General features: G+C 72.7%; 17 protein-coding genes and 1 tRNA gene. 8 read left to right on the top strand and 10 right to left on the bottom strand.

Annotation, left to right across the window (positions count from 1 at the left end; all coding sequences use genetic code 11):
- The first annotated feature begins 76 nt into the window (after positions 1-76).
- Together AB0K07_RS03180 and AB0K07_RS03175 are read left to right on the top strand one after the other, a co-directional pair.
- Entirely contained in the window at positions 77-2,068 is a 1,992-nt protein-coding gene (locus AB0K07_RS03180) for a VCBS repeat-containing protein (protein WP_363750550.1), read from the top strand.
- Positions 2,069-2,213: 145 nt separating this feature from the next.
- Complete coding sequence (locus tag AB0K07_RS03175; RefSeq protein WP_363750549.1) at positions 2,214-2,858, top strand: class I SAM-dependent methyltransferase; 645 nt, start codon at positions 2,214-2,216, stop codon at positions 2,856-2,858.
- A 213-nt stretch (positions 2,859-3,071) separates the two neighbouring features.
- Here AB0K07_RS03175 and AB0K07_RS03170 read toward each other — a convergent pair whose 3' ends face one another.
- Positions 3,072-4,001 carry a hypothetical protein gene (locus AB0K07_RS03170; RefSeq protein WP_363750548.1) on the bottom strand — a complete coding sequence of 310 codons (930 nt, stop codon included), beginning with the start codon at positions 3,999-4,001 and terminating at the stop codon, positions 3,072-3,074.
- 264 nt (positions 4,002-4,265) lie between these two features.
- On the opposite strand from AB0K07_RS03170, the gene AB0K07_RS03165 reads away from it, so the two are divergent.
- The 3 genes from AB0K07_RS03165 (at position 4,266) to AB0K07_RS03155 (ending at position 5,858) form a co-directional block, all read left to right on the top strand.
- Complete coding sequence (locus AB0K07_RS03165; RefSeq protein ID WP_363750546.1) at positions 4,266-4,523, top strand: hypothetical protein; 258 nt, start codon at positions 4,266-4,268, stop codon at positions 4,521-4,523.
- 169 nt (positions 4,524-4,692) lie between these two features.
- Entirely contained in the window at positions 4,693-5,265 is a 573-nt protein-coding gene (locus AB0K07_RS03160; RefSeq protein WP_363750545.1) for a hypothetical protein, read from the top strand.
- Positions 5,266-5,384: 119 nt separating this feature from the next.
- The gene (locus AB0K07_RS03155; protein ID WP_363750543.1) at positions 5,385-5,858 is read left to right on the top strand and encodes a hypothetical protein; all 474 of its coding nucleotides are present in this window, start codon (positions 5,385-5,387) and stop codon (positions 5,856-5,858) included.
- A gap of 512 nt (positions 5,859-6,370) precedes the next feature.
- Here the strand turns inward: AB0K07_RS03155 and AB0K07_RS03150 are convergent.
- A tRNA-Thr gene (locus AB0K07_RS03150) sits at positions 6,371-6,444 on the bottom strand.
- A 144-nt stretch (positions 6,445-6,588) separates the two neighbouring features.
- Here AB0K07_RS03150 and AB0K07_RS03145 point away from each other — a divergent pair.
- Positions 6,589-8,352 carry a metallophosphoesterase gene (locus AB0K07_RS03145; protein ID WP_363750542.1) on the top strand — a complete coding sequence of 588 codons (1,764 nt, stop codon included), beginning with the start codon at positions 6,589-6,591 and terminating at the stop codon, positions 8,350-8,352.
- A 102-nt stretch (positions 8,353-8,454) separates the two neighbouring features.
- Here the strand turns inward: AB0K07_RS03145 and ricT are convergent, their stop codons facing one another.
- From ricT to tmk, 6 genes are all read right to left on the bottom strand, one after another.
- Positions 8,455-9,294 carry a regulatory iron-sulfur-containing complex subunit RicT gene (gene ricT, locus AB0K07_RS03140; RefSeq protein ID WP_363750541.1) on the bottom strand — a complete coding sequence of 280 codons (840 nt, stop codon included), beginning with the start codon at positions 9,292-9,294 and terminating at the stop codon, positions 8,455-8,457.
- 296 nt (positions 9,295-9,590) lie between these two features.
- A complete protein-coding gene (locus tag AB0K07_RS03135) occupies positions 9,591-10,271 on the bottom strand; it encodes a hypothetical protein (RefSeq protein ID WP_363750540.1) in 681 nt (226 codons plus the stop codon).
- Entirely contained in the window at positions 10,271-10,576 is a 306-nt protein-coding gene (locus AB0K07_RS03130) for a hypothetical protein (RefSeq protein WP_363750539.1), read from the bottom strand. The genes AB0K07_RS03135 and AB0K07_RS03130 overlap by 1 nt, the downstream gene beginning before the upstream one ends.
- Position 10,577: 1 nt before the next feature.
- Positions 10,578-10,907: a YbaB/EbfC family nucleoid-associated protein gene (locus AB0K07_RS03125; protein WP_053659404.1), complete on the bottom strand. Its 330-nt coding sequence runs from the start codon at positions 10,905-10,907 to the stop codon at positions 10,578-10,580.
- A gap of 145 nt (positions 10,908-11,052) precedes the next feature.
- Positions 11,053-12,309, bottom strand: coding sequence for a DNA polymerase III subunit delta' (locus tag AB0K07_RS03120; protein WP_363750537.1), 1,257 nt, complete (start codon positions 12,307-12,309; stop codon positions 11,053-11,055).
- Positions 12,309-14,450 carry a dTMP kinase gene (gene tmk, locus AB0K07_RS03115; RefSeq protein ID WP_363750536.1) on the bottom strand — a complete coding sequence of 714 codons (2,142 nt, stop codon included), beginning with the start codon at positions 14,448-14,450 and terminating at the stop codon, positions 12,309-12,311. The genes AB0K07_RS03120 and tmk overlap by 1 nt, the downstream gene beginning before the upstream one ends.
- Positions 14,451-14,715: 265 nt before the next feature.
- On the opposite strand from tmk, the gene AB0K07_RS03110 reads away from it, so the two are divergent.
- Positions 14,716-15,924, top strand: coding sequence for an amino acid deaminase/aldolase (locus tag AB0K07_RS03110; protein ID WP_363750534.1), 1,209 nt, complete (start codon positions 14,716-14,718; stop codon positions 15,922-15,924).
- Between the two features lie 44 nt (positions 15,925-15,968).
- Here AB0K07_RS03110 and AB0K07_RS03105 read toward each other — a convergent pair whose 3' ends face one another.
- Positions 15,969-16,574 (bottom strand): TetR family transcriptional regulator, encoded by a 606-nt coding sequence (locus AB0K07_RS03105; protein WP_363750532.1) that lies wholly within the window; start codon positions 16,572-16,574, stop codon positions 15,969-15,971.
- 225 nt (positions 16,575-16,799) lie between these two features.
- Between AB0K07_RS03105 and AB0K07_RS03100 the strand changes: the two genes are divergently transcribed.
- A complete protein-coding gene (locus tag AB0K07_RS03100) occupies positions 16,800-18,146 on the top strand; it encodes a D-arabinono-1,4-lactone oxidase (RefSeq protein WP_363750530.1) in 1,347 nt (448 codons plus the stop codon).
- On the opposite strand, the gene AB0K07_RS03095 is transcribed toward AB0K07_RS03100, so the two are convergent.
- Complete coding sequence (locus tag AB0K07_RS03095; protein ID WP_363750528.1) at positions 18,122-19,348, bottom strand: CapA family protein; 1,227 nt, start codon at positions 19,346-19,348, stop codon at positions 18,122-18,124. The genes AB0K07_RS03100 and AB0K07_RS03095 overlap by 25 nt on opposite strands.
- Positions 19,349-19,382: the final 34 nt, after the last annotated feature.

Below are 19,382 nucleotides of genomic sequence, written 5' to 3'. Positions count from 1 at the left end.
TGAAGGGCGTGGAAGTGGCGCGCCGCCCCGCCCACGGCGCGGGAGCCGCCGCGCGCCACCGGACACGGGGAGCGCAATGACGGTGTTACGACGACTGCTGTCCGCCGGTCTTCCGGCGGTGCTGCTGATCCTGCTGACCGGCGTGCCGGCGGTGGCGGGGCCGCTGCGGCCACCGGCCGGGGTGACCGCCGAGTGGGTGGGTACCGGCCAGGCCCGGGTGAGCTGGCAGAGTGCTGGCGCGACCGTCACCTACGAGGTGCTCCGGGCGACCGGCCCGAGTGGCGCGTACGCGGTGCTGGGCACCACTAACCAGGTCGAGTGGCGTGACGACAAGGTCGGGGTCGGCACCAGCTACCGGTACGTGGTACGCAGCCGTAGTGGCGGCAAGGTCTCCGGCAACTCGCTCCCGGCGGTGCTTCCCGCCAGCCTGGCGTCGCCGGTCGACCTGCGGCACACCGCGTACCCCGACCGGGTCGAGCTGGGCTGGGGGCCGGTCGCCGGCGCGAGCGGGTACGAGATCCGCCGGGCGGCACCGGACGGCTCCGGCGCGCAGGTGGTGGGCACCACGACCGCCCTCTCCTTCGTCGACCCGACGGTCGCCGACGCCACCGGCTACACCTACTGGATCCGGGCCACTGACGGCGCCTCCAGCGGCCTGTCCCGGCCCATTCCCGTGCTCACCGGCAGGCCGACGACGGTCACCCTGCGCCTCAGCCCGTCGACCACCGAGATGGGGCAGTGGACCCTGCTGACCGCCCGGGTCACCACCACCAGCGGGATACGGGTCTTCGGAGAGGTCACCTTCTACCGCGACAGCGTCCGGATCGGCAGCCAGTCGGTCTCCGACGGGCTGGCGGAGCGGCAGTGGGCGGCCGAGGCCGGCCGGATCGGCGGCGACTACTCCGGAGACGCCAGTGCCGGACTGGGCTCCAGCGGATCCGCGCCGGTGACGCAGACCGTGGTGCCCCGGCTGGCCGAGCCGGCCACGTTCGGCGGGCTCCAGGTGCACCAGGTCGGGCTGCAGTCCTGGCCGACGGCGACCGAGATCGCGGACGTGACCGGGGACGGCCGGGCCGACGCGCTGATGACCACCCAGGTGTTCGGCAGCGGCGCTCCGGAGACCGACTTCCGGCTCTGGGTCTTCGCCCAGCAGCCCGACGGCACCCTCGCCGAGCCACGCCTGCTGACCACCAACGGCGCCCCGGCGTCCACCATGCGGATCGCCAGCGGGGACGTCGACGGCGACGGCGCGACCGACGTCGCGGTCACCACCCGTACCGGAGTGGACGTCTTCTTCTCCGACGCGGGCACCCTCACCGGTCCGGTGCCGGTGCCGGTGGCCGGAGGCGGGGACTCCCGCACCGGTGACGTGCGGTTGGCCGACATGGACGGTGACTCCCGGGCGGACCTGGTGGTCGCCGGGCTCACCGGCGTCGCCGTGGTCCACGGGCGGGCGGACCGCACGTTCGGCTCGGCGGTGCCGGTCGCAGCGGTGGTGAGCAAGCAGATCGAGGTCGGCGAGGTCACGGGCGACGATCGCCCGGACGTGATCAGCCGGGAGGGCCCGTGGAGCGTGGCCGTGTACCCGCAGACCGCCGACGGCGGCTACCAGCCCGGCTGGCGGGCCGACCTGGCCGGTGACGGGTACCTCGATGTGAACGCCATTGCGGTCGCCGACGCCACGGGCGATGGCCGCGACGACATCGCCGTCACCTCCGGCGGCAACCGGCCGACGTCCCGCATGTCGCTGTACGCGCAGACGGCCGGCGGTGGGTTCGCCGCCCCGCTGGTCTACCCGCTGTACGACATCCCGGCGCAGATCCTGCTGCACGACTTCGACGGCGACGGCCGGCGCGACGCGATGACCCTGCACGCCGGGTGGGAGACCATCAGCCTGATGCGGCAGCGTCCCGAGGGCTGGTTCGGCATCGACCGGTTCACCGACATTCCGGCGCCCGGCAGCCGGGACCACCGTGCCATGGCGGCCGGGGACGTGACCGGCGACGGCCGCCCGGACGTCATCCTCGCCGACTACAACCGGGGCCTGCTGGTGATCCCGCAGGTCTGACCGGGGGGCGGCCCGGCCGGCGCGGTCCTCGTGACGACCGGCCGGGCGCTCCTCGCTGGTAGACGGGCGTGCCGCCCTGGGCGATCTGGGCTTCGATCCGGACCGGCATCCCGAAGGGAGCGCCCCCTGATCTAGCGTTGCCGCCATGAGCGTTGACGGCTGGTTGGCGGACACCCGCACCTCCTACGACACTGTCGCCGCCAGCTATGCGGACCTGTTGCGCAACTTCCTGGCTGAAACGCCCTACGAACGAGCGATGCTCGCCCTGTTCGCCGACCTCGTTCGGGCGGCCGGTGGGGGGCCGGTCGCGGACGTGGGCTGCGGACCGGGACGAATCACCGCTCACCTGCACGGGCTCGGCGTCGACGCCTTCGGGATCGATCTGTCGCCGGGAATGATCGACGTGGCTCGGCGCGACCACCCCGGTCTGCGGTTCGAGGTGGGCTCCATGACCGACCTCGACCTGGCCGAGGCATCGGTCGCCGGCCTGGTCGCCTGGTATTCCCTGATCCACATCCCCGACGACCAGGTCGGCTCGGTGGTCGCGCACTTCCGGCGGGTGTTGCGGCCCGGCTGCCCGCTGCTGCTCAGCTTCCACGTGGGGGACGAGACCACACTCAAGACGCAGGGCTACGGCGGCCACCCGATGAAGGTTCACGTCCACCGTCGCCAGCCCGCACAGGTGGCGGCCTGGCTGCGCGAGGGCGGATTCACGGTCGAGGCGGAGATGACGCTCACCTCGGCCGAGAGTCGGCTCGGGGGGATAATCTTCGGGCGCCGCCAGCCCTAGCCGCTCAGACGACGTGCACCAGTCGGAAGCGCTGGGTCAGCACCAGGGTGTCGTCATCGACGGTGAAGCCGGAGTCGCCGAACTCCGCCCGGCGATCCTCGGAATCCACCACCGCCGATCGTTGGGATCCGTGGGGATCGTGAGCGCGCGGGCCCGGCCGGGTGCGTGCACACCCGGCCGGGCCACGTCAGATCGCCGCTGCGCGGCGTGCGCTCACAGCGCGGGGACGAGAGTGCGCAGCACCGGGGACGTGCCGTCGTTGTGGGTCACGACCGCGTACAGCCGCGTGTCAGCGGCGCCCCAGGCCAGGCCGCGCGGCGCGAGGTCGTTGGTGGCGGTCTCCCGCACCCCGAACTCGTACGTCCAGGTCGGCTGGTCGCCGGTCACCTCGTAGCCGAACAGGTCGGTGCCGTCCGCGTTGGGGCTGTCCGAGCCGAGCGCGAGCTGACCGGCGGTGGCCACGCCCACGGCGGTGGGGTATGCGCCGCTCGGGTAGGTGCGCTGGACCGACAGGCCGACGACCGACCTGAGGGTGTGGAACTGCGCGCCTTCGGCGGTCACCAGGTTCGCGCCGTCCGCGGTGACCGCCATGTCCTGCACGATGTCTGGCACGTCGATCGCGCAGGGGCCCGGCCCCCAGCAGATCGGATCCGGTGCGCCGGTGGTGATGTCGTACGTCTTCAGCTGGGTCATGCTGAGGTCGCGGGCCGCGACGACGAGCCTGGTTCCCCAGCCCTCCCGCTCGGAGACCGCAAGCAGAGGCACACCCTGGACAGTCGGCAGCCAGGTCACGTGAGTGGTGATCGCTCCGGTGGTCAGGTCCAGGGCGCTGACGCTGCCGCCGAAGTTCTGCGAGCAGCCGGCGCTGAACCAGAGCTTGCCGACGGCGAGCGCCAGGTCGCCCGGGCAGGCGGCGCCGGTGGCGTACCGCTTGAGTTCCCGCCGCTTCTTGAGGTCGTGGACGGCGATCGCGTTCGCGCCGTTGAGCGCGGCGTAGAGGCGGGTGCCGTCCGCGCTGAGGGCGAGCCCCGAGACGCGGGTCTGTCCGTCGATGGTCCGCAGGACGCTGCCGTTCTGGTCGGTCACGACGATCCGGTCACCGCCGGCGAGGTACACCTCGTTGCGCGCCGCGTTCACCTGCATGTCGGCATACGTGGAAAGCGGAAGCGGCGTGGCCGTGTCCCCGGTGATCCCCGCGGCTGAGGCGGGGCCCGCCACAACGAGCGCGCCCGCCATGGCGATCATCGATGCCAGCACTGAACCGGTCACTGTACGAAACCGCACTCGCGGTCTCCCTTCGGTCGTCGTCCCCGTGACGCCCGGCGACCCCTGTCGGGCCAACTCCCGGGCGGGCGACAGGATCGTCGCTTCACCGGACCAAGCGGTTACCCGGGTCATGATCGTTACATGGTGGATCAATTCGTGGCTGAATCTGCCGCGGTGGCGGTGGCGTTCGCGGAGGTTGGCGGGGAGCTGGTGGAGGGCACGCCGAAGAACCACCAGCGGCCGTCGGTGCCGCGGTTCCCTCATCGACGAGCTGGGCGCGACCATCGCGGACCGGCACAGCCGGCGGCGAGGTTGTCGACCGTGGGAAACGGCGAAGCCCAGGCCAATGACCTGGGCTTCTGTACCGAGCCGCCTGACGGAATCGACCCGTCGACCTAGAAGAACATCAGGGGTGGCTGGTCCGGCTTTGCACGCCTGGTCAGCCTGTCCGTCGTTGTCGGGCTTGGTCGGCGTCTGCGGATGGCCTTGGCTGTACGGGCGGCTCTACGGCGGGCGACCTGCTGGTGTGAAGAGACCCTAGGCTGACGCCCATGTTGCGGAGCGTGCAGTGATCGACCTGGACGAGCACAATCACCAGTCGGCGAAATCGGCTACCCCCGCCCATGACCGCCTCGTGGTCAGACAGAAGGTGCCCCTGCGGCTCGTCGCCGCCTTCGTGGTCGGCGTTGTGCTTGGCGGCTTCGGTGTCAGCCAACTGCGAGACTCGCGTGATCAGCGGGAGCGGAACGCCGTGGTCGCACTCGTGGCCTTCCCTCAATCGGACGACTCTGGAAGCGCAGCCTCCGAGGGCTCCGTCCGACTGTCCGGGTATTTGGCGTTGGCCAACGCCGGCCCCAGGCCGATCACCGTTCGTGGGGTTCATGCAGAGAGGCCGGGCGTCGTAATACACAGCATCGGATCGCCCCGGCTGTTACCCCCTGGCAGCACCGGTCAGCTCGCGGTCGAGCTGTGGTTCGAGTGCTCGGTCGCACGCCTCCAGCGAGAGCCGCTGCCGCTAGGGCTATCAGTCGAGACCGATGACAAGCAGGGCAGAAAGGTCAGCTACCCCGTCGCTCTCGTAGGTAGCGACTGGGAGCGCGATGCTCTCAGCAAGTGTTCACGCATAAGCACGGTGGGCTGACGCGTAACAGACCAAGGCCAAGCGCTGAAGCGGATCTCCTCGTCGGGCAGGCGCAGACCGTCCGGCCCGGTAGCCCCTTGTGGTGCCCGGCGACACGGGCCTGCGGCAGACTTGGCCTTGTGCCAACGCAGCCGCTGACTCGCAAGGTTCGCTTCGAGATCCGTCCGTGGGGCCAGGGTCCCGACCCGGCACGCGAGTTGTTGCCATACGTCGACAATGTGAGCATGGTGGACCTGGTCTCGGGCTTCGAGCACGCCGCTGGCCACGACGTGCCCGGCGAGTATGCCGGGATCGTTCTCGATCACTTCAACATCGGTGACCTGGCTGCCTACCTCACCGGACGATCGGACTCCGCCTACCGGTCCCGGAAAGGCGTAATCGCCCTCCTCGGTTGCGACTGCGGTGACGTCGGCTGCTGGCCTCTGGAAGCCCAGGTGATCACTACCGAGGACTCGGTGATGTGGCGCGGCTTCTCCCAGCCCTACCGCCCCCAGCGCGACTACGGGGATTTCGGTCCATTCCTGTTCCGTCGGAACCAGTACGAGCGCGCAGTTCGCGAGGCGATGGCCGCCAGTCTCCCCCCATCCCCCTGATAGGTGCCAAGGACTGCGGCGCCCGCTCGGGGTCAAGGGTGGCCGTAGGCCATCGGCGTGCCGACGCGCAGCGCCCTTGAACCCGGTCGGGTGGCGTAGAGGATCGGGCACTCCGGGGGATGGGTCACGTCCTGGTCCTCGTCGTCATCGAGCCGCAGCCAGTGCCAACGACAGTCCGGAGGCAAGCAGCTCTGCTGCGCGGCAGCCGATCGCCCCAACGTGGACGGGGAGCAAACCCGATCGCGATCGTCCCGCCTCAGCCCTTCATGCCCCTTGATTCCGTCCGCCAGCGTGGCCGGCCGGCCCGGCCGATGCCGGCCGGAGGTCGCCAGCAGGCCGGGGCCGGGCCGGCGCGGCCCGCTTGCGGGCCGCCTTGACGCGGTCGCCAACCGGCTGGACGAGGCGGTCGCGGCACGGGATGCGGACTATTTGCGGACTGGCACGTCCGGCGGCGAAGTTGTCGACCGTGGGAAACGGCGAAGCCCAGGCCAATGACCTGGGCTTCTGTACCGAGCCGCCTGACGGAATCGAACCGTCGACCTACGCATTACGAGTGCGTCGCTCTAGCCGACTGAGCTAAGGCGGCAACGATCGTCAAGTGTACGGCACCCCACGGCCGTCGCCCGAGCGGGATACCCCCTCCCCGCCCGCTGCCACCAACCGGACAACCGCCGCCATCTGGCCGTTTACCGGACAGCGGATCATTACGCTCGGGACTACGCTGCGGCGGGTGAGCGACGATCACGCCCCCCTCGACGCCCCCGATGATCCGGCCCCGGCGGACGCGCGTCCCGACGGCGCGGCGGCCGGGGAGCGGGCCGCCCACCGGCCGCGCACCACCGACCCGCTGGAGCTGGGGTTCACCCCGCGCAAGCCGGTGCCGTGGCTGGCCCCGTTCCTGCTGATCAGCACCGGCATCCGGACGCTGCTGGCGATGCTCTTCGGCGCGTACCTGGACAAGCGCGAGTTGCAGAACGCGTTCGGCGACGACGTCTTCCGCCAAACTGGGCCGGACGGTGGGCTGTGGCTCGACTACGTGGCCGACCTGGGTGACGGCTTCAACGCCACCTACTCCGTGGCGTACCTGCTGGCACAGCCGGAGCTGACCGTGGACGGGCACCGGCTGCCCCGCGCGCAGACGCTGGTGATGGGCGGCGACCAGGTGTACCCGTCGGCGGCGTACGCCTCGTACGAGGACCGGTGCAAGGGCCCCTACCAGGCCGCGCTGCCGGGGACCCCGCCGGAACGGCCCACCCTCTTCGCGGTGCCCGGCAACCACGACTGGTACGACGGCCTGACCGCCTTCCTGCGGTTGTTCGTCCGCTCCCGAGACCGGCACTTCGGCGGTTGGGGCACCGGGCAGTCACGGTCGTACTTCGCGGTGGAGCTGCCTGCCGGCTGGTGGCTGCTCGGCGTGGACGACCAGTCCGGCTCGTACCTGGACGACCCCCAGTTGGCGTACTTCGACGAGGTGGCCCGGCGGCTCGGCCCGGAGTCGAAGGTGATCATCGCGACCCCGGCGCCCACCTGGGTCAAGGCGGCCGACCATCCGACGGCGTACGACTCGGTCGACTACTTCATCCGGACGATCATCGACCCGACCGGGGCGAAGGTTCGGCTGCTGCTCTCCGGCGACCTGCACCACTACGCCCGCTACGCGGGGCCGGACCGGCAGTTGATCACCTGTGGCGGCGGTGGGGCGTACCTCTACCCGACCCACAAGCTGCCGGAGCGCCTCGAGGTGCCACCGCGGGACACCCTGGCCCGGCGGGCCAGCCGCGCCCAGCCGTACGACCTGGTGGCCCGCTATCCCGACGCGGCCCGCTCCCGCCGCTACGGCTGGGGCATCTTCCCCCGGCTGCCGTTCCGCAACCCCGGTTTCACCACGCTGCTCGGCACCCTGCACACGCTGCTGATGCTGGCCATGGCGGGCGTGGTCGCGAACTGGGCGGACACCAGCGACCAGCGGTTGTTCAGCGTCCCGCTGGTGATGATGCTGCTCGTGACGGTGCTGGCGGCGGCGCTGTTCGCCAAGCCGCCCAGCGCGAGCGGCAAACGACACGCGCGGCACTGGATCCTCGGGGTCAGCCACGGCCTGGCGCAGGTCGGGCTGGCCGCCGCCGGCACCTGGGCCTGGTTGGCGCTGCCGTTCTACGACTGGCCGTGGCCGCTGCCGGCGGTCGCCGCGGCGGTGCTCTACGGCCCGGTGAGCGGGCTGGTGGCCAGCCAGCTGGTGGCGGCGTACCTGTTGGTGGCGGGCTCGTTCGGGGTGAACGTCAACGAACTCTTCGCCGGTCAGGGCATCGAGGACTCCAAGGCGTTCCTGCGGCTGCGCATCGACCCCGACGGCACGCTCACCATCTACCCGATCGCGGTCGACCGGGTCTCTCGCGACTGGCAGGTCAACCCCGACCAGTCCCCCACCGCAAGCTGGCTGACCCCGAAGGGCCCCCTGACCCCCCGCCTGGCCGAACCCCCCGTCGTGCTGCCCTGACCACCGGCCTCCGTTGATCATGAAGTTGTTGCGGCGACACGCCGACCCGGCGGGCAACAACTTCATGATCAACCGCGGGAGAGGCCCGGGGAGGCCCGGGGGTCAGGGCGTGTAGTGCTGGTCGTGGGCCTGGCGGGGGGCGCAGACGGAGGCGCGGGAGCAGGAGCAGCGGGAGCCGTCGGCGTCCAGCCGGACCGTCACCGCGTCACGGGGGACGCTGTGGCCGATCACCCGGCCGTCGCCCTCCGGCGTGGACACCCGGCTGCCGACCGCCGGGGCGGTCTCCTGAAATCTCTGGTACAGAGGATGTTCGTACTTCAAACAGCACATCAGCCGGCCGCACGCGCCGGAGATGCGCAGCGGATTCAGCGGCAGATCCTGGTCCTTGGCCATCCGGATGGTCACCGGCTCGAAGTCGGTGAGGAACGTGGCGCAGCACAGGTCCCGGCCGCACGAGCCGATGCCGCCCTGCACCCGCGCCGAGTCCCGTGCGGAGAGCTGCCGCAGCTCGACGCGACAGTGCAGGGTGGCGCCCAGGTCACGAACGAGGGAGCGGAAGTCCACGCGGTGCGGCGCGGTGAAGTAGACCGTGCTGCGCTCGCCGCCGCCCTCGGCGGAGCCGAGCACGTGGTCGACGGCGACCACCTTCATCGGTAGCCCGTGCGCGCGGATCAGCCGCTTCGCGGCCACCTTGGCCTCGGCCTTGCGCCGGCGCAACGCCTCGTCCCGGCGCAGATCGTCGTCGCCGGCCAGCCCCACCAGCCGGGGGAAGCCGTCGGTCTCCTCGGTCACCCACTGCGCGGCCCAGACGCACTCGGCCACCTCGGGCCCGTCGTCGGTCGGCACCAGCACCTTGTCGCCGACCTGCGGGCGCAACTCACCCGGGTCGAGGTAGTAGAGGCGCCCGTACCGGTTGAAGCTGACCGCGCAGAGCATGCCCATGCCTCCACCCTACGACGGATCACCGCCGACGGGCGCGCCGGGCGTCGCCGGACGACTACCCCCCGCTGTCATCCATGACCGTCGACTTGACCGATGCCGGGCCACCCGTCGTGCCGTTGCTCCTCGCCCGGACGGTTGAATCCGGGCCGCGACAGGGGACAAACGCGCCCGGGCGGCGTTGAGTGGAGGCAGACCTGCGGGGGGTGCAGGGGGAAGACCACGGCGTCGCCGCCGGCGCCGGCTCAGGCCGGGTGCCCGCGGGCGACGCCGTGGCCTGTCCGGGGGCGCGGCGGCAGCTACCAGCCGACCCGGGTGGCCTCGTCGTACCGGGGCCGACCGTCCACCGGCGGCCGCCAGGCGGACTCGGCCAGGCTCGGCGCCCATTGGCGCAGCAGCGTCTCCGCACCGTCGTACGCGACGCAGAGCACCGCCAGCACCCGCGCGGCGATCTCGGCGGCGTCGGCCACGCCGGGCCCCACCGGGCCGGGCCGGAGCGACGTGCCGGTGGCCGTGGCCGCGACGACGGCGACCGCCTCGGCCGAGCGGAGGATGTCGGCGAGGGTGCGGGCCAGGGCGAGGCGGGTGCCGTCCACCCAGTCGGCGAGCGCGTCGGCGTACCCGGCGGTGGACTCCAGACGCCCGACCAGGCTCTCCGGCCCTTCGTCCAGGTGGCGGAGCAGCGCCGCCCGCTCGTGCCCGTACGCCGAGGCGGCCGGACCGGACCAGAGCACCGGCTCGGTGAGCGCGGCGGAGACGTCGTCGTACCCCCGGACCAGCCGGCGCACCGCGTGCCCGGCGCTGGCGAGCGGTGCCGGATGCAGGTCGAGGAAGCCGCGGACCGCGTCGCCCGGGAGCACCTGCATCCGGCGCAGCAGCGGCCAGACGCGGTGCCCCTCGGGGACGCCGGCGGCGAGCAGCGTGTCCACCCGGCGAAGCAGGTCCAGGCCGGGGTCGGCGAGCCGGTCCAGCGGGTCCATCAGGGCTCCCCGGTGATGCGGCGGCGGGCGGCCCGGTCGACCTCGCCGTAACGGTCGGCGGCCTCCCGCACGGCCGACGCGGCGGCGGCCAGCCGACCGGCGGCGGCGCGTGCCTCGCGGGCCCGGTCGTCGGTGGCGGCGGTCCACTGCCGGTGCAGCGCGCGGCCGATCTCGCCGGGGCGGCCCGGGGCGTCCGTGCCGAAGGCGGCCTGGGCCGGATCGCTCGCGGTGACCGTGCGGGACAGGGCGGCCAGCGTGGCGCTCGCCTCGTCCAGCCGGGCGGAGAGCGCGCGCAGTGTGTCCATCTCAGGCCCCCGCGAGCGGTCGGTAGGCGGCGAACGTCTCGTTGTGCAGCTTCTCCCGGGCCCACTCGGCGGCGTCGGCCGCGGCGGTGACCGCGGCCTGCACGGAGCCGGCCACGTCCCGCGGGCTGCGGCTGTGCAGCGGCCCGAGGAACCGGACGTCGGTGATCCGCCCACCGGCGGTGACCACCACCTCGACCAGCCCGTCCGGCGACCGGACGGTGACCTCGACGGTCGACACCGCCTGGTCGAACTCGGCCTGGAGCGACTCGATCCGGCGGTAGCGCCGTACCGCCTCCTCGATCCAGGCTTCGTCGATCTCCCCCCGCGGCATCGGCCGACTCCTCCCGGATGACCCCTCACTGAGCGTGCTGTCGTCGTCACAACAGCACACCGGACCGTACCGCACAGCAATCGCGCGTGTCGATGCCTGTGGACGACCGGTCCGCCGGACGGGACCGTGGCGGGAAAAGTGCGGGTCAGCCCTTCCAGAGGGCGAGCATCATCGCCTCGACGGCGATCCGGGGCTTGACGTTCGCCTCGATCGCGGCCCGGCAGGCGAGCACGGCCTCCAGCCGGCGCAGCGACCCCTCGGCGTCCCACTTCTGCGCCCCGGCGCCGGCCAGCGCGGCGGTGTCGGTGTGCACCGGGGCGACCGGGGCGCGCAGCGCCATGGTGAGCGCGTCGCGGTAGAAGCCGGCCAGGTCGACCAGCGCGCGGTCCAGCGCGTCGCGCTGCGCCCGGGTGGCCCGCGACTTCTGTCGTTTCTCCAGCTCCTTGAGCTGCCCGGCGGCACCCCGCATGGCACCGGCCGCGCCCCGACCGGTGCCGCCGGCGCCGAGCGCGGTCTCCAGCGCCGCCCGCTCGGCCGTGTCGGCCTCGGTGACCGCCGCCTCGGCCTCCGCCTCGGCCGCCTCGATCAGCGCGGACGCCGCGTCGAACGCCGCGCCGACGCCGGTCAGCCGGCGAGGCACGGCGAGCACCGCCTCACGCCGCTTGCGGGCCTCCGGGTCGCGGGCCAGCCGGCGGGCCCGGCCCACGTGCCCCTGCGCGGCCGCCGCCGCCCACTGCGCCACGTCGGGCGCGACGCCGTCCCGACGGACCAGCACCTCGGCTACCGCCGTGGCCGGCGGCTGCCGCAGGGGTACGACCCGGCAGCGCGACCGGATGGTCACCGAGATGTCGTCCGGGTGGGTGGACGGGGCGCAGAGCAGGAAAACCGTACGCGGCGGGGGCTCTTCGATCGCCTTGAGCAGCGCGTTGCCGGCCGCCTCGGTGAGCCGGTCGGCGTCCTCGATGATGACCACCTGCCAGCGCCCGCCGGACGGGGTGCTGGCCGCGCGGAGCACCAGCGCGCGCATCTCGCCGACGCCGATGGAGAGCCCCTCCGGCACCACCATCCGGACGTCGGCGTGGGTGCCACCCATCGTGGTGTGACAGCCGGGGCACTCGCCGCAGCCGGTGCCGTGCACGCACTGGAGGGCGGCGGCGAAGGCCCGCGCGGCGACCGAGCGGCCGGAGCCGGGCGGCCCGGTGAAGATCCAGGCGTGGGTCATCCCGGCGCTCGGGTCGACCCCGGCCGGCGCACGGTCGTCACCGGCCGGGCCGGCGGCGATCAGCGCGGGCGTACGGTCGGCGGCGCCCACGCGCAGCACGGCCGCCGCCGCGGCGGCGGCCCGGCGCAGCTCGGTCACCGCCTCGTCCTGACCGACCAGGTCGGCGAAGACGTCCGGCATCAGGTTCGATGCTCCATCGTCACCAGCTCCGAGTCGGATAACTCCGGCTGCACCGAGGTGTCCGGGCCCTGCGCCGGCCGGGGGTGCACGATGCCGCCCGGATTCCCGAGCATCTCCTCGACCCGTCGGATCACCTGCCCGGTGATCTCCTCGGCCGGCCGGGACGCGTCGAGCACCAGGTAGCGCTTCGGGTCGGCGGCGGCCAGGTCGAGGAAGGCGTACCGGACGCGCTCGTGGAACGCGACCGACTCGGCCTCCAGCCGGTCGGCGCTCTCGCTGCGCGAAGCCACCCGGGACAGGCCGGTCTGCGGCTCGACGTCCAGCAGCACCACCAGGTCGGGCTTGAGCCCACCGGTTGCCCAGGAGGAGAGCCAGGAGACCTCGTCGACCGGGAGTGTCCGCCCGGCGCCCTGGTACGCCAGGGACGAGTCGACGTACCGGTCACTGATCACCACGCCGCCCCGGACCAGCGCGGGCCGCACCACGGCGGCCACGTGGTGCGCCCGGTCGGCGGCGTAGAGCAGCGCCTCGGCGCGCGGCGAGGGCGCCTCCTCGCCGGTGTTGTCCAGCACCAGCGACCGGATCCGCTGCCCGACGGTGGTCGCCCCCGGCTCGCGGGTGACCACGACGTCGCGCCCCTGGCCGCGGAGCCGCTCGGCGAGGGCGGCGAGCTGGGTGGACTTGCCGGCGCCCTCTCCGCCCTCGAAGACCACGAAGAGCCCGGCGGAGACGAACGGCTCGGACGGCATCAGCGGGCGGCCCCGGATGGAGCCCCAGAGGTCGGCGAGGACCGGGACGCCCTTCTTGTCGTCCATCTGGCCGAACGCGCTGATCCCGGCGAAGATGCCGGCGACCCCGGCGGCGAGCAGCAGCAGACGGGTCGACGAGATGGACACGCCCAGGTCGGCGATCTCCAGCTTGCGCGAGCCGCCGACACCGGCGAGCAGGCTGCTCAGCGCGATGGCCAGGATCAGCACCAGCCGGGTGCCGATCTGCACGACGGCGAAGACCCGGCCGCGTACCTCGTCCCTGATCTCACCGCCGAGCAGGGTGGTGCCGGCCAGGAAGGCCATGCCGGCGCCGGCGCCGACCAGCACCGCGCCGACGATCGCCATGGACAGGTGGATGGCGAAGGCGAGGGTCATCACGGCGGCGCTGGCCAGCACGATGCTCATGCCGAACCAGCGACGCCGGGACATCTCCTTGACGATCATCGGGCCGAGCCCGATGCCGAGCGCCAGGCCGACGAAGATGGCCCCGAAGAGCAGCGAGAACGCCGCGTCACCGGCGCCCAGTGAGCTGGCGAAGAACTTCGCGGTGCCGATCACGATGCCGCCGCCGGCGAACGCGCCGAGGATGCCGAGGACCAGCCCGCGTACCAGCGGGGTCTGCCCGATGAACTGCCAGCCCTCCTTGAACTGGCGCAGCATGCTCTGCTCGTGCCGGTCGCCCTCGGCGGTCTGCCCCTGGCTGATCTCCTTGATGCCGAACGCGACGACGAGGGCGGTGGCCAGCCGGGAGAGGGCGTTGAACCAGAGCGCCAGTTGGGCCGGCTCGGCCCAGTCCGGGAAGTTGCCACCCGTGACGCCCCGGACGCTGCGGTCCAGGCCGGCGCTGACGGCTGCGGCGAGCACCGGGGTCAGGCCGTACGTGGTGATGAGCGTGAGCTGGTTGGCCGCCTCCAGCCGGGCACGCGGGATCAGGTTGGGGACCGCGGCCTCCTTGGCCGGGATCCAGATCAGCGTGATCGACTCGATCAGGAAGGTGGCGACGGTCGCCCACAGAACCACGATCGCGGCGCTGGCGCCGACCAGCGCCACCAATGGGATCGAGGCGAAGAGCAAGAACCGGAGCAGGTCGCAGATGACCATCGTCCAGCGGCGGTCGAACCGGTCGGCGAGCACGCCGGCGATCGGCCCGAGCACGAGCGCGGGCAGCAGGCGGATCGCGATGACGCTGCCGAAGACCGCGCCCTTGGCGGTGTTGCCCTGGACCTGGGAGGCGGCGAAGACGGAGGTAGCCAGCAGGCCGAGCCAGTCGCCGAAGGAGGCGGCGCCGAGCACGATCCAGAGCCGCCGGAACGGCCGGATCCGCAGGACCGAGCGGATCGCGGCGTAGCCGGACGGATCGACCTGACTCATGCTGGACTGGTTGGCGGCGTTGCCCGACTGGTCACCTGGGCGCGACACGCCGGGCGACTCGCCGCTGTTCTGGCTTTCGATGGCCGTACCTCCACGTGCCGGCCCATCGCTGGGCGCCTCCGGTGGAACACTCTAGACCCGGTGGGGGCCGTCCCCCCGGCGACATTCTCCTGCTCGCTGAGCCTAGGCCGCCAACGGCACCAGCCGCAGCCCGGACGTACGCGAGGGTATTTCGCATTCACCGTCAGACAGTTAGCGTGCACACGTGGCCATCGAAAGCGACAAACTTCGCGAGCGCCTGGATCGGGCGACCGCCCACCTCGACCCGCCGTACGCGGTGGTGGATCTCACCGCCTTCGACGCCAACTCGGACGCCCTGGCCGACCGGGCCGCCGGCAAACCGGTCCGGCTGGCGAGCAAGTCGGTCCGCAGCCGAGAGCTGATCAGCCGGGCGCTCGCCCGGCCCGGGTGGCGGGGCGTGATGGCGTTCACCCTGCCCGAGGCGATCTGGCTGGTCCGGGCCGGGGTGAGCGATGACGTGCTGGTCGCGTACCCGAGCGCGGACCGGGTGGCGCTCGCCGAGCTGGCCGCCGACCCGGCGCTGGCCGCCGCGATCACCCTGATGATCGACGGCACCGGGCAGCTCGACCTCATCGACGCCGTGCGGGCACCCGGGCAGCGCGCCGAGCTGCGGCTCTGCCTGGACCTGGACGCCTCCTGGCGACCACTGCGCGGACGGGTGCACGTCGGCGTGCGCCGCTCACCGGTGCACAGCGCCCGAGCGGCCGGCGCGCTCGCCGCCACCCTCGCCGGCCGGGCCGGCTTCCGGCTGGTCGGCCTCATGTCGTACGAGGCGCAGATCGCCGGCCTGGGCGACGCGCCGCCGGGGCAGACACTGCTGGCCGGCGCGATCCGGCTGGCCCAGCGCGGGTCGTACCGCGAGCTGCTGGCCCGCCGGAGCGCGGCGGTGGCCGCGGTCCGTGAGCATGCCGACCTGGAGTTCGTCAACGGCGGCGGCACCGGCAGCGTGGCCGCGACCAGCGCCGATCCCGCGGTCACCGAGGTCACCGCGGGATCGGGCCTGTACGGGCCGACGCTGTTCGACGCCTACCGAGCCTGGCGCCCCACCCCGGCGGCGTTCTTCGCCTGCGCGGTGGTCCGCCGGCCGACACCGGAGCTGGCGACCGTGCTCGGCGGTGGCTGGATCGCCTCCGGGCCGGCCGCCGACAGCCGGCTGCCCCGACCGTGGCTGCCGGCCGGCCTGAAGCTGGTCGGCACCGAGGGGGCCGGGGAGGTGCAGACCCCGCTGTCCGGCGCGGCGGCGGCCACCCTGCGGATCGGCGACCGGGTGTGGTTCCGGCACGCCAAGGCCGGTGAGCTGTGCGAGCGGGTCAACGAGCTGCACCTGGTCGACGGGGACACGGTCGTGGCGACCGTACCGACGTACCGGGGCGAGGGGCAGGCGTTCCTCTGAGGTGCCACCCGCCGCCCGGCGCCGCCCCGTCGGGGCGGACCGGGTCAGGCGGGCTGGGCGGCCGTGACCTGCTGCTCGGCGGTCGACCGGCCGCTCTCCGGGCCGTCGACCTGGCGGTGCAGGTACTCGCGGATCAGCGCCTTCGCCTCGAGCAGCACCCGCTCGTCGCCGTCGGACTTCCGCCGGAACGCGAGCTTGATCAGCGCGTCCGCCGCCTCCACCGCGATCTCCAGGACGAAGCGGAGCTGCGGCACGTCGGTCAGCCCGAAGCGCTCGGTGAGCACCCGCGCCAACTGGTCGGCGATCACGCCGTTGTTGTCCCGCTGCTCATCGAGCAGGTGCAGGTCGACCACGTCGCCGAAGTGCAGGGTACGGAAGCCGGGAACGGTGCGGTGCATCGTGATGTACTCATCGATCCCCGCGTCGACGCCGTCCCACCAGTGGGTCATCTCGTCGGACGCGAACCGCTCGTCGAGCCGCTGGAGGTAGGACTCCATCGTGCGCAGGGTCAACGCCTGCACGATCGCCCGCTTGTCCGGAAAGAACTGGTAGACCGACCCGATCGCCACCTCGGCGCGCTCGGCGAGCAGGGTCGTGGTCAGCCCCTCGTACCCCACCTCGTCGACGAGTTCGGCACAGGCATCCAACATGCGCTGTACCCGCGCGACACTTCGACCCTGCACCGGTACGCGGCGCAGCGGCCCGGTCGTGGCGGCTGGTGTGGACACTCGGCGCCACCCCCCTTCGACGGATGAACATATCTCCACGTCACGAGTCCGTGACTACCGGTACAACGAGCGGACCGCAATTGCGGTATTTACCAGCTACAACGTTCCTGATATGAAGTCAGTTCATATTCATCTTGAGGAGCGCGCATGGTCGGCAGCACCGCACCGCTCACCGCCCGCTGGTCCAACTGGGCCGGTAACCAGCGTGGCAGCGCCACCGCAATCCTCCGCCCCGGCTCGCCGACAGACGTCGCCGAGGCCGTCCGGTCCGCCGCCGCCACCGGCCGCCGGATCCGGGTCGCCGGCAGCGGCCACTCCTTCACCGCCATCGCGCTCGCCGACGACCAGCGGATGGAGCTGTCCGAGCTGAACACCACCGTCAGCGTCGACGTCGAGCACCGGCTGGTCACCGTACCGGCAGGGATGACCCTGCACGCCCTCAACGGCCTGCTCGCCCGGCACTGCCTCGCCCTGCCGAACCTCGGTGACATCGACGCGCAGACGGTGGCCGGCGCGATCTCCACCGGCACCCACGGCACCGGCGCCGGCTTCGGCTGCCTGTCCACCTTCGTCGAGGCGATCACCCTGGTCACCGGCACCGGGGAGGTGCTGCACTGCTCCGCCGACGAGCACCCGGACATCTTCGCCGCCGCCCGGGTCTCGCTCGGCGCGCTCGGCGTGCTGGTCGAGGTGACCCTGCGCTGCGTGGACGCCTTCGTGCTGCACGCCCACGAACGCCCGGCGGCTCTGGCCGACGTGCTCGACGAACTGCCCGCGCTGATCGACGGCCATGACCACGTCGAGTTCTACTGGTTCCCCTACACGTCCCGGGTCCAGGTCAAGACCAACGACCGGGTACCCGCCAACGACCGCCCGCTGCCCCGCTGGCGCGGCTGGCTGGACGACGACTTCCTGGCCAACACCGTCTTCGCCAGCGCCTGCCGACTCGGCCGCGCCGTGCCGGCCCTGGCCCCGGGGATCAGCGCGGTCTCCGCCCGCGCGCTCACCGAACGCCGGTACACCGGCCGCTCCGACCGGGTGTTCTGCACCCCGCGCCGGGTGCGCTTCGTGGAGATGGAGTACGGCCTGCCCCGCGAGGCGCTGCCCGAGGCGCTGGCGGCGCTGCGGCGGATCGTGGACGGGCTGCCGTTCAAGGTGCTCTTCCCGGTGGAGGTGCGGTTCACCGCCGCCGACGACATCTGGCTGTCGCACGGCTACGGCCGGGACTCCGCGTACATCGCCGTGCACCAGTACGTCGGCATGCCGTACGAGCCGTACTTCCGGGCCTTCGAAGAGGTGGCGGCCGGGCTGGGTGGCCGCCCGCACTGGGGCAAGCTGCACTACCGCGACGCCGCCAGCCTGGCCCCCGCGTACCCGAGGTTTGCCGATTTCCTGGCCGTCCGCGACCGCCTGGACCCCGACCACCGGTTCGCCAACGCCCACCTCGACCGCGTCCTGGGTGGCGGCGCTCAGCCGCCCGACGCCACCACCTGATCCGGGCCTGCGCCGAGGGATCGGACGTAGCCGAGCACCCGCTGGTACGCCGCCCGGTAGTCGCCCCGCAGACCCGGCGGGGTGGCCGGGTCGGCCAGCGCTGCGGTCAGGTCGACCAGCCGGAGGGCCGGTGCCAGGTCGGTCCAGGTTGGCAGCGCCTCCATCCGGGTCACCGTCCAGCGCCCCGGGGCGGTCTCGGTGAAGGTCGCCCGGGCCATCACACCCTCGCGGTTGTCGTCGATCGGCTCCGCGTGCCGGGCCAGTTCGTTGCCCATGCCGAAGACCACCCACTTGTCGCCGAAGCGCTGGAACGGCTGCACCGCGTGGGCGTGGTGGCCCAGGATGAGGTCCACGTCGGGCGAAGAGATCAACTGCCGTGCCCAGGCCCGCTGGTCGGCGTCCGGCAGGTGCTGGTACTCCGTACCCCAGTGCAGGCTGAGCACGACGATGTCGGCGCCGGCGGCGCGCGCCTCGTGTGCGGCGGCGAGGATCTCGGGCGGATCGATCAGGTTGGCCAGCCACGGCTGGCCCGGGGGGCGGCTCAGCCCGTTGAAGTTCAGGCTGTACGCCAGGTGGGCGATGCGGACGTCGCGGACCTGGTAGATCCGGGGCGTGGCCGCCTCGGCGGCGCTGCGGGCACTGCCCGTGTGCCCCAGCCCGGCGGCGTCGAGCGCGCGGACCGTTCGGGCCACCCCGTCGGCGCCCTGGTCGAGGGTGTGGTTGGAGGCGGTCGAGCAGCCGTCGAACCCGGCGCTGCGCAGCCCTTCGAGCACCTGCGGGGGCGCGTTGAACGACGGATAGCCGGCGAACGGGCCGGCGGGATCGGCAAGTGGCGTTTCGAGGTGACACAGCGCCAGGTCGGCGCCGCCGACGGCTGGGGCGACCCCGGCGAACATCGGGGCGAAGTCCAGGCGGCCGGCCTGGGCGCCGTCCCGACGCGCCTGGTCGGTCACCGCGGGATGGACCAGAACGTCACCCGCGGCGACGAGTCGCACGGTGCGCCGGTTGGCGGCATCCCGGGTCGGCCCGGTGGACGACTCCGGGGCGACGGTCTGCGGGGCAGCCTGTGACGCGGTGGCCCCGGCCGGCCCGGAGCTCTCGGCATGCATCGCCCAGGAGCCGACCGCGGCCACGGCAAGCAGCAACGCTCCCGCCGACGCGCCGACGAGTACGCGGCGACGCGTGGCAGTGGTGGCGAACATCCCCTCACGTTAGGGAACCTCCGCCAAACCCCTG

This window comes from Micromonospora sp. NPDC049301 (assembly GCF_040678715.1).
Lineage (GTDB): Bacteria > Actinomycetota > Actinomycetes > Mycobacteriales > Micromonosporaceae > Micromonospora.
Note: the sequence above shows the minus strand (reverse complement) of the source record. Positions and strands in the feature narration are given on the sequence as shown.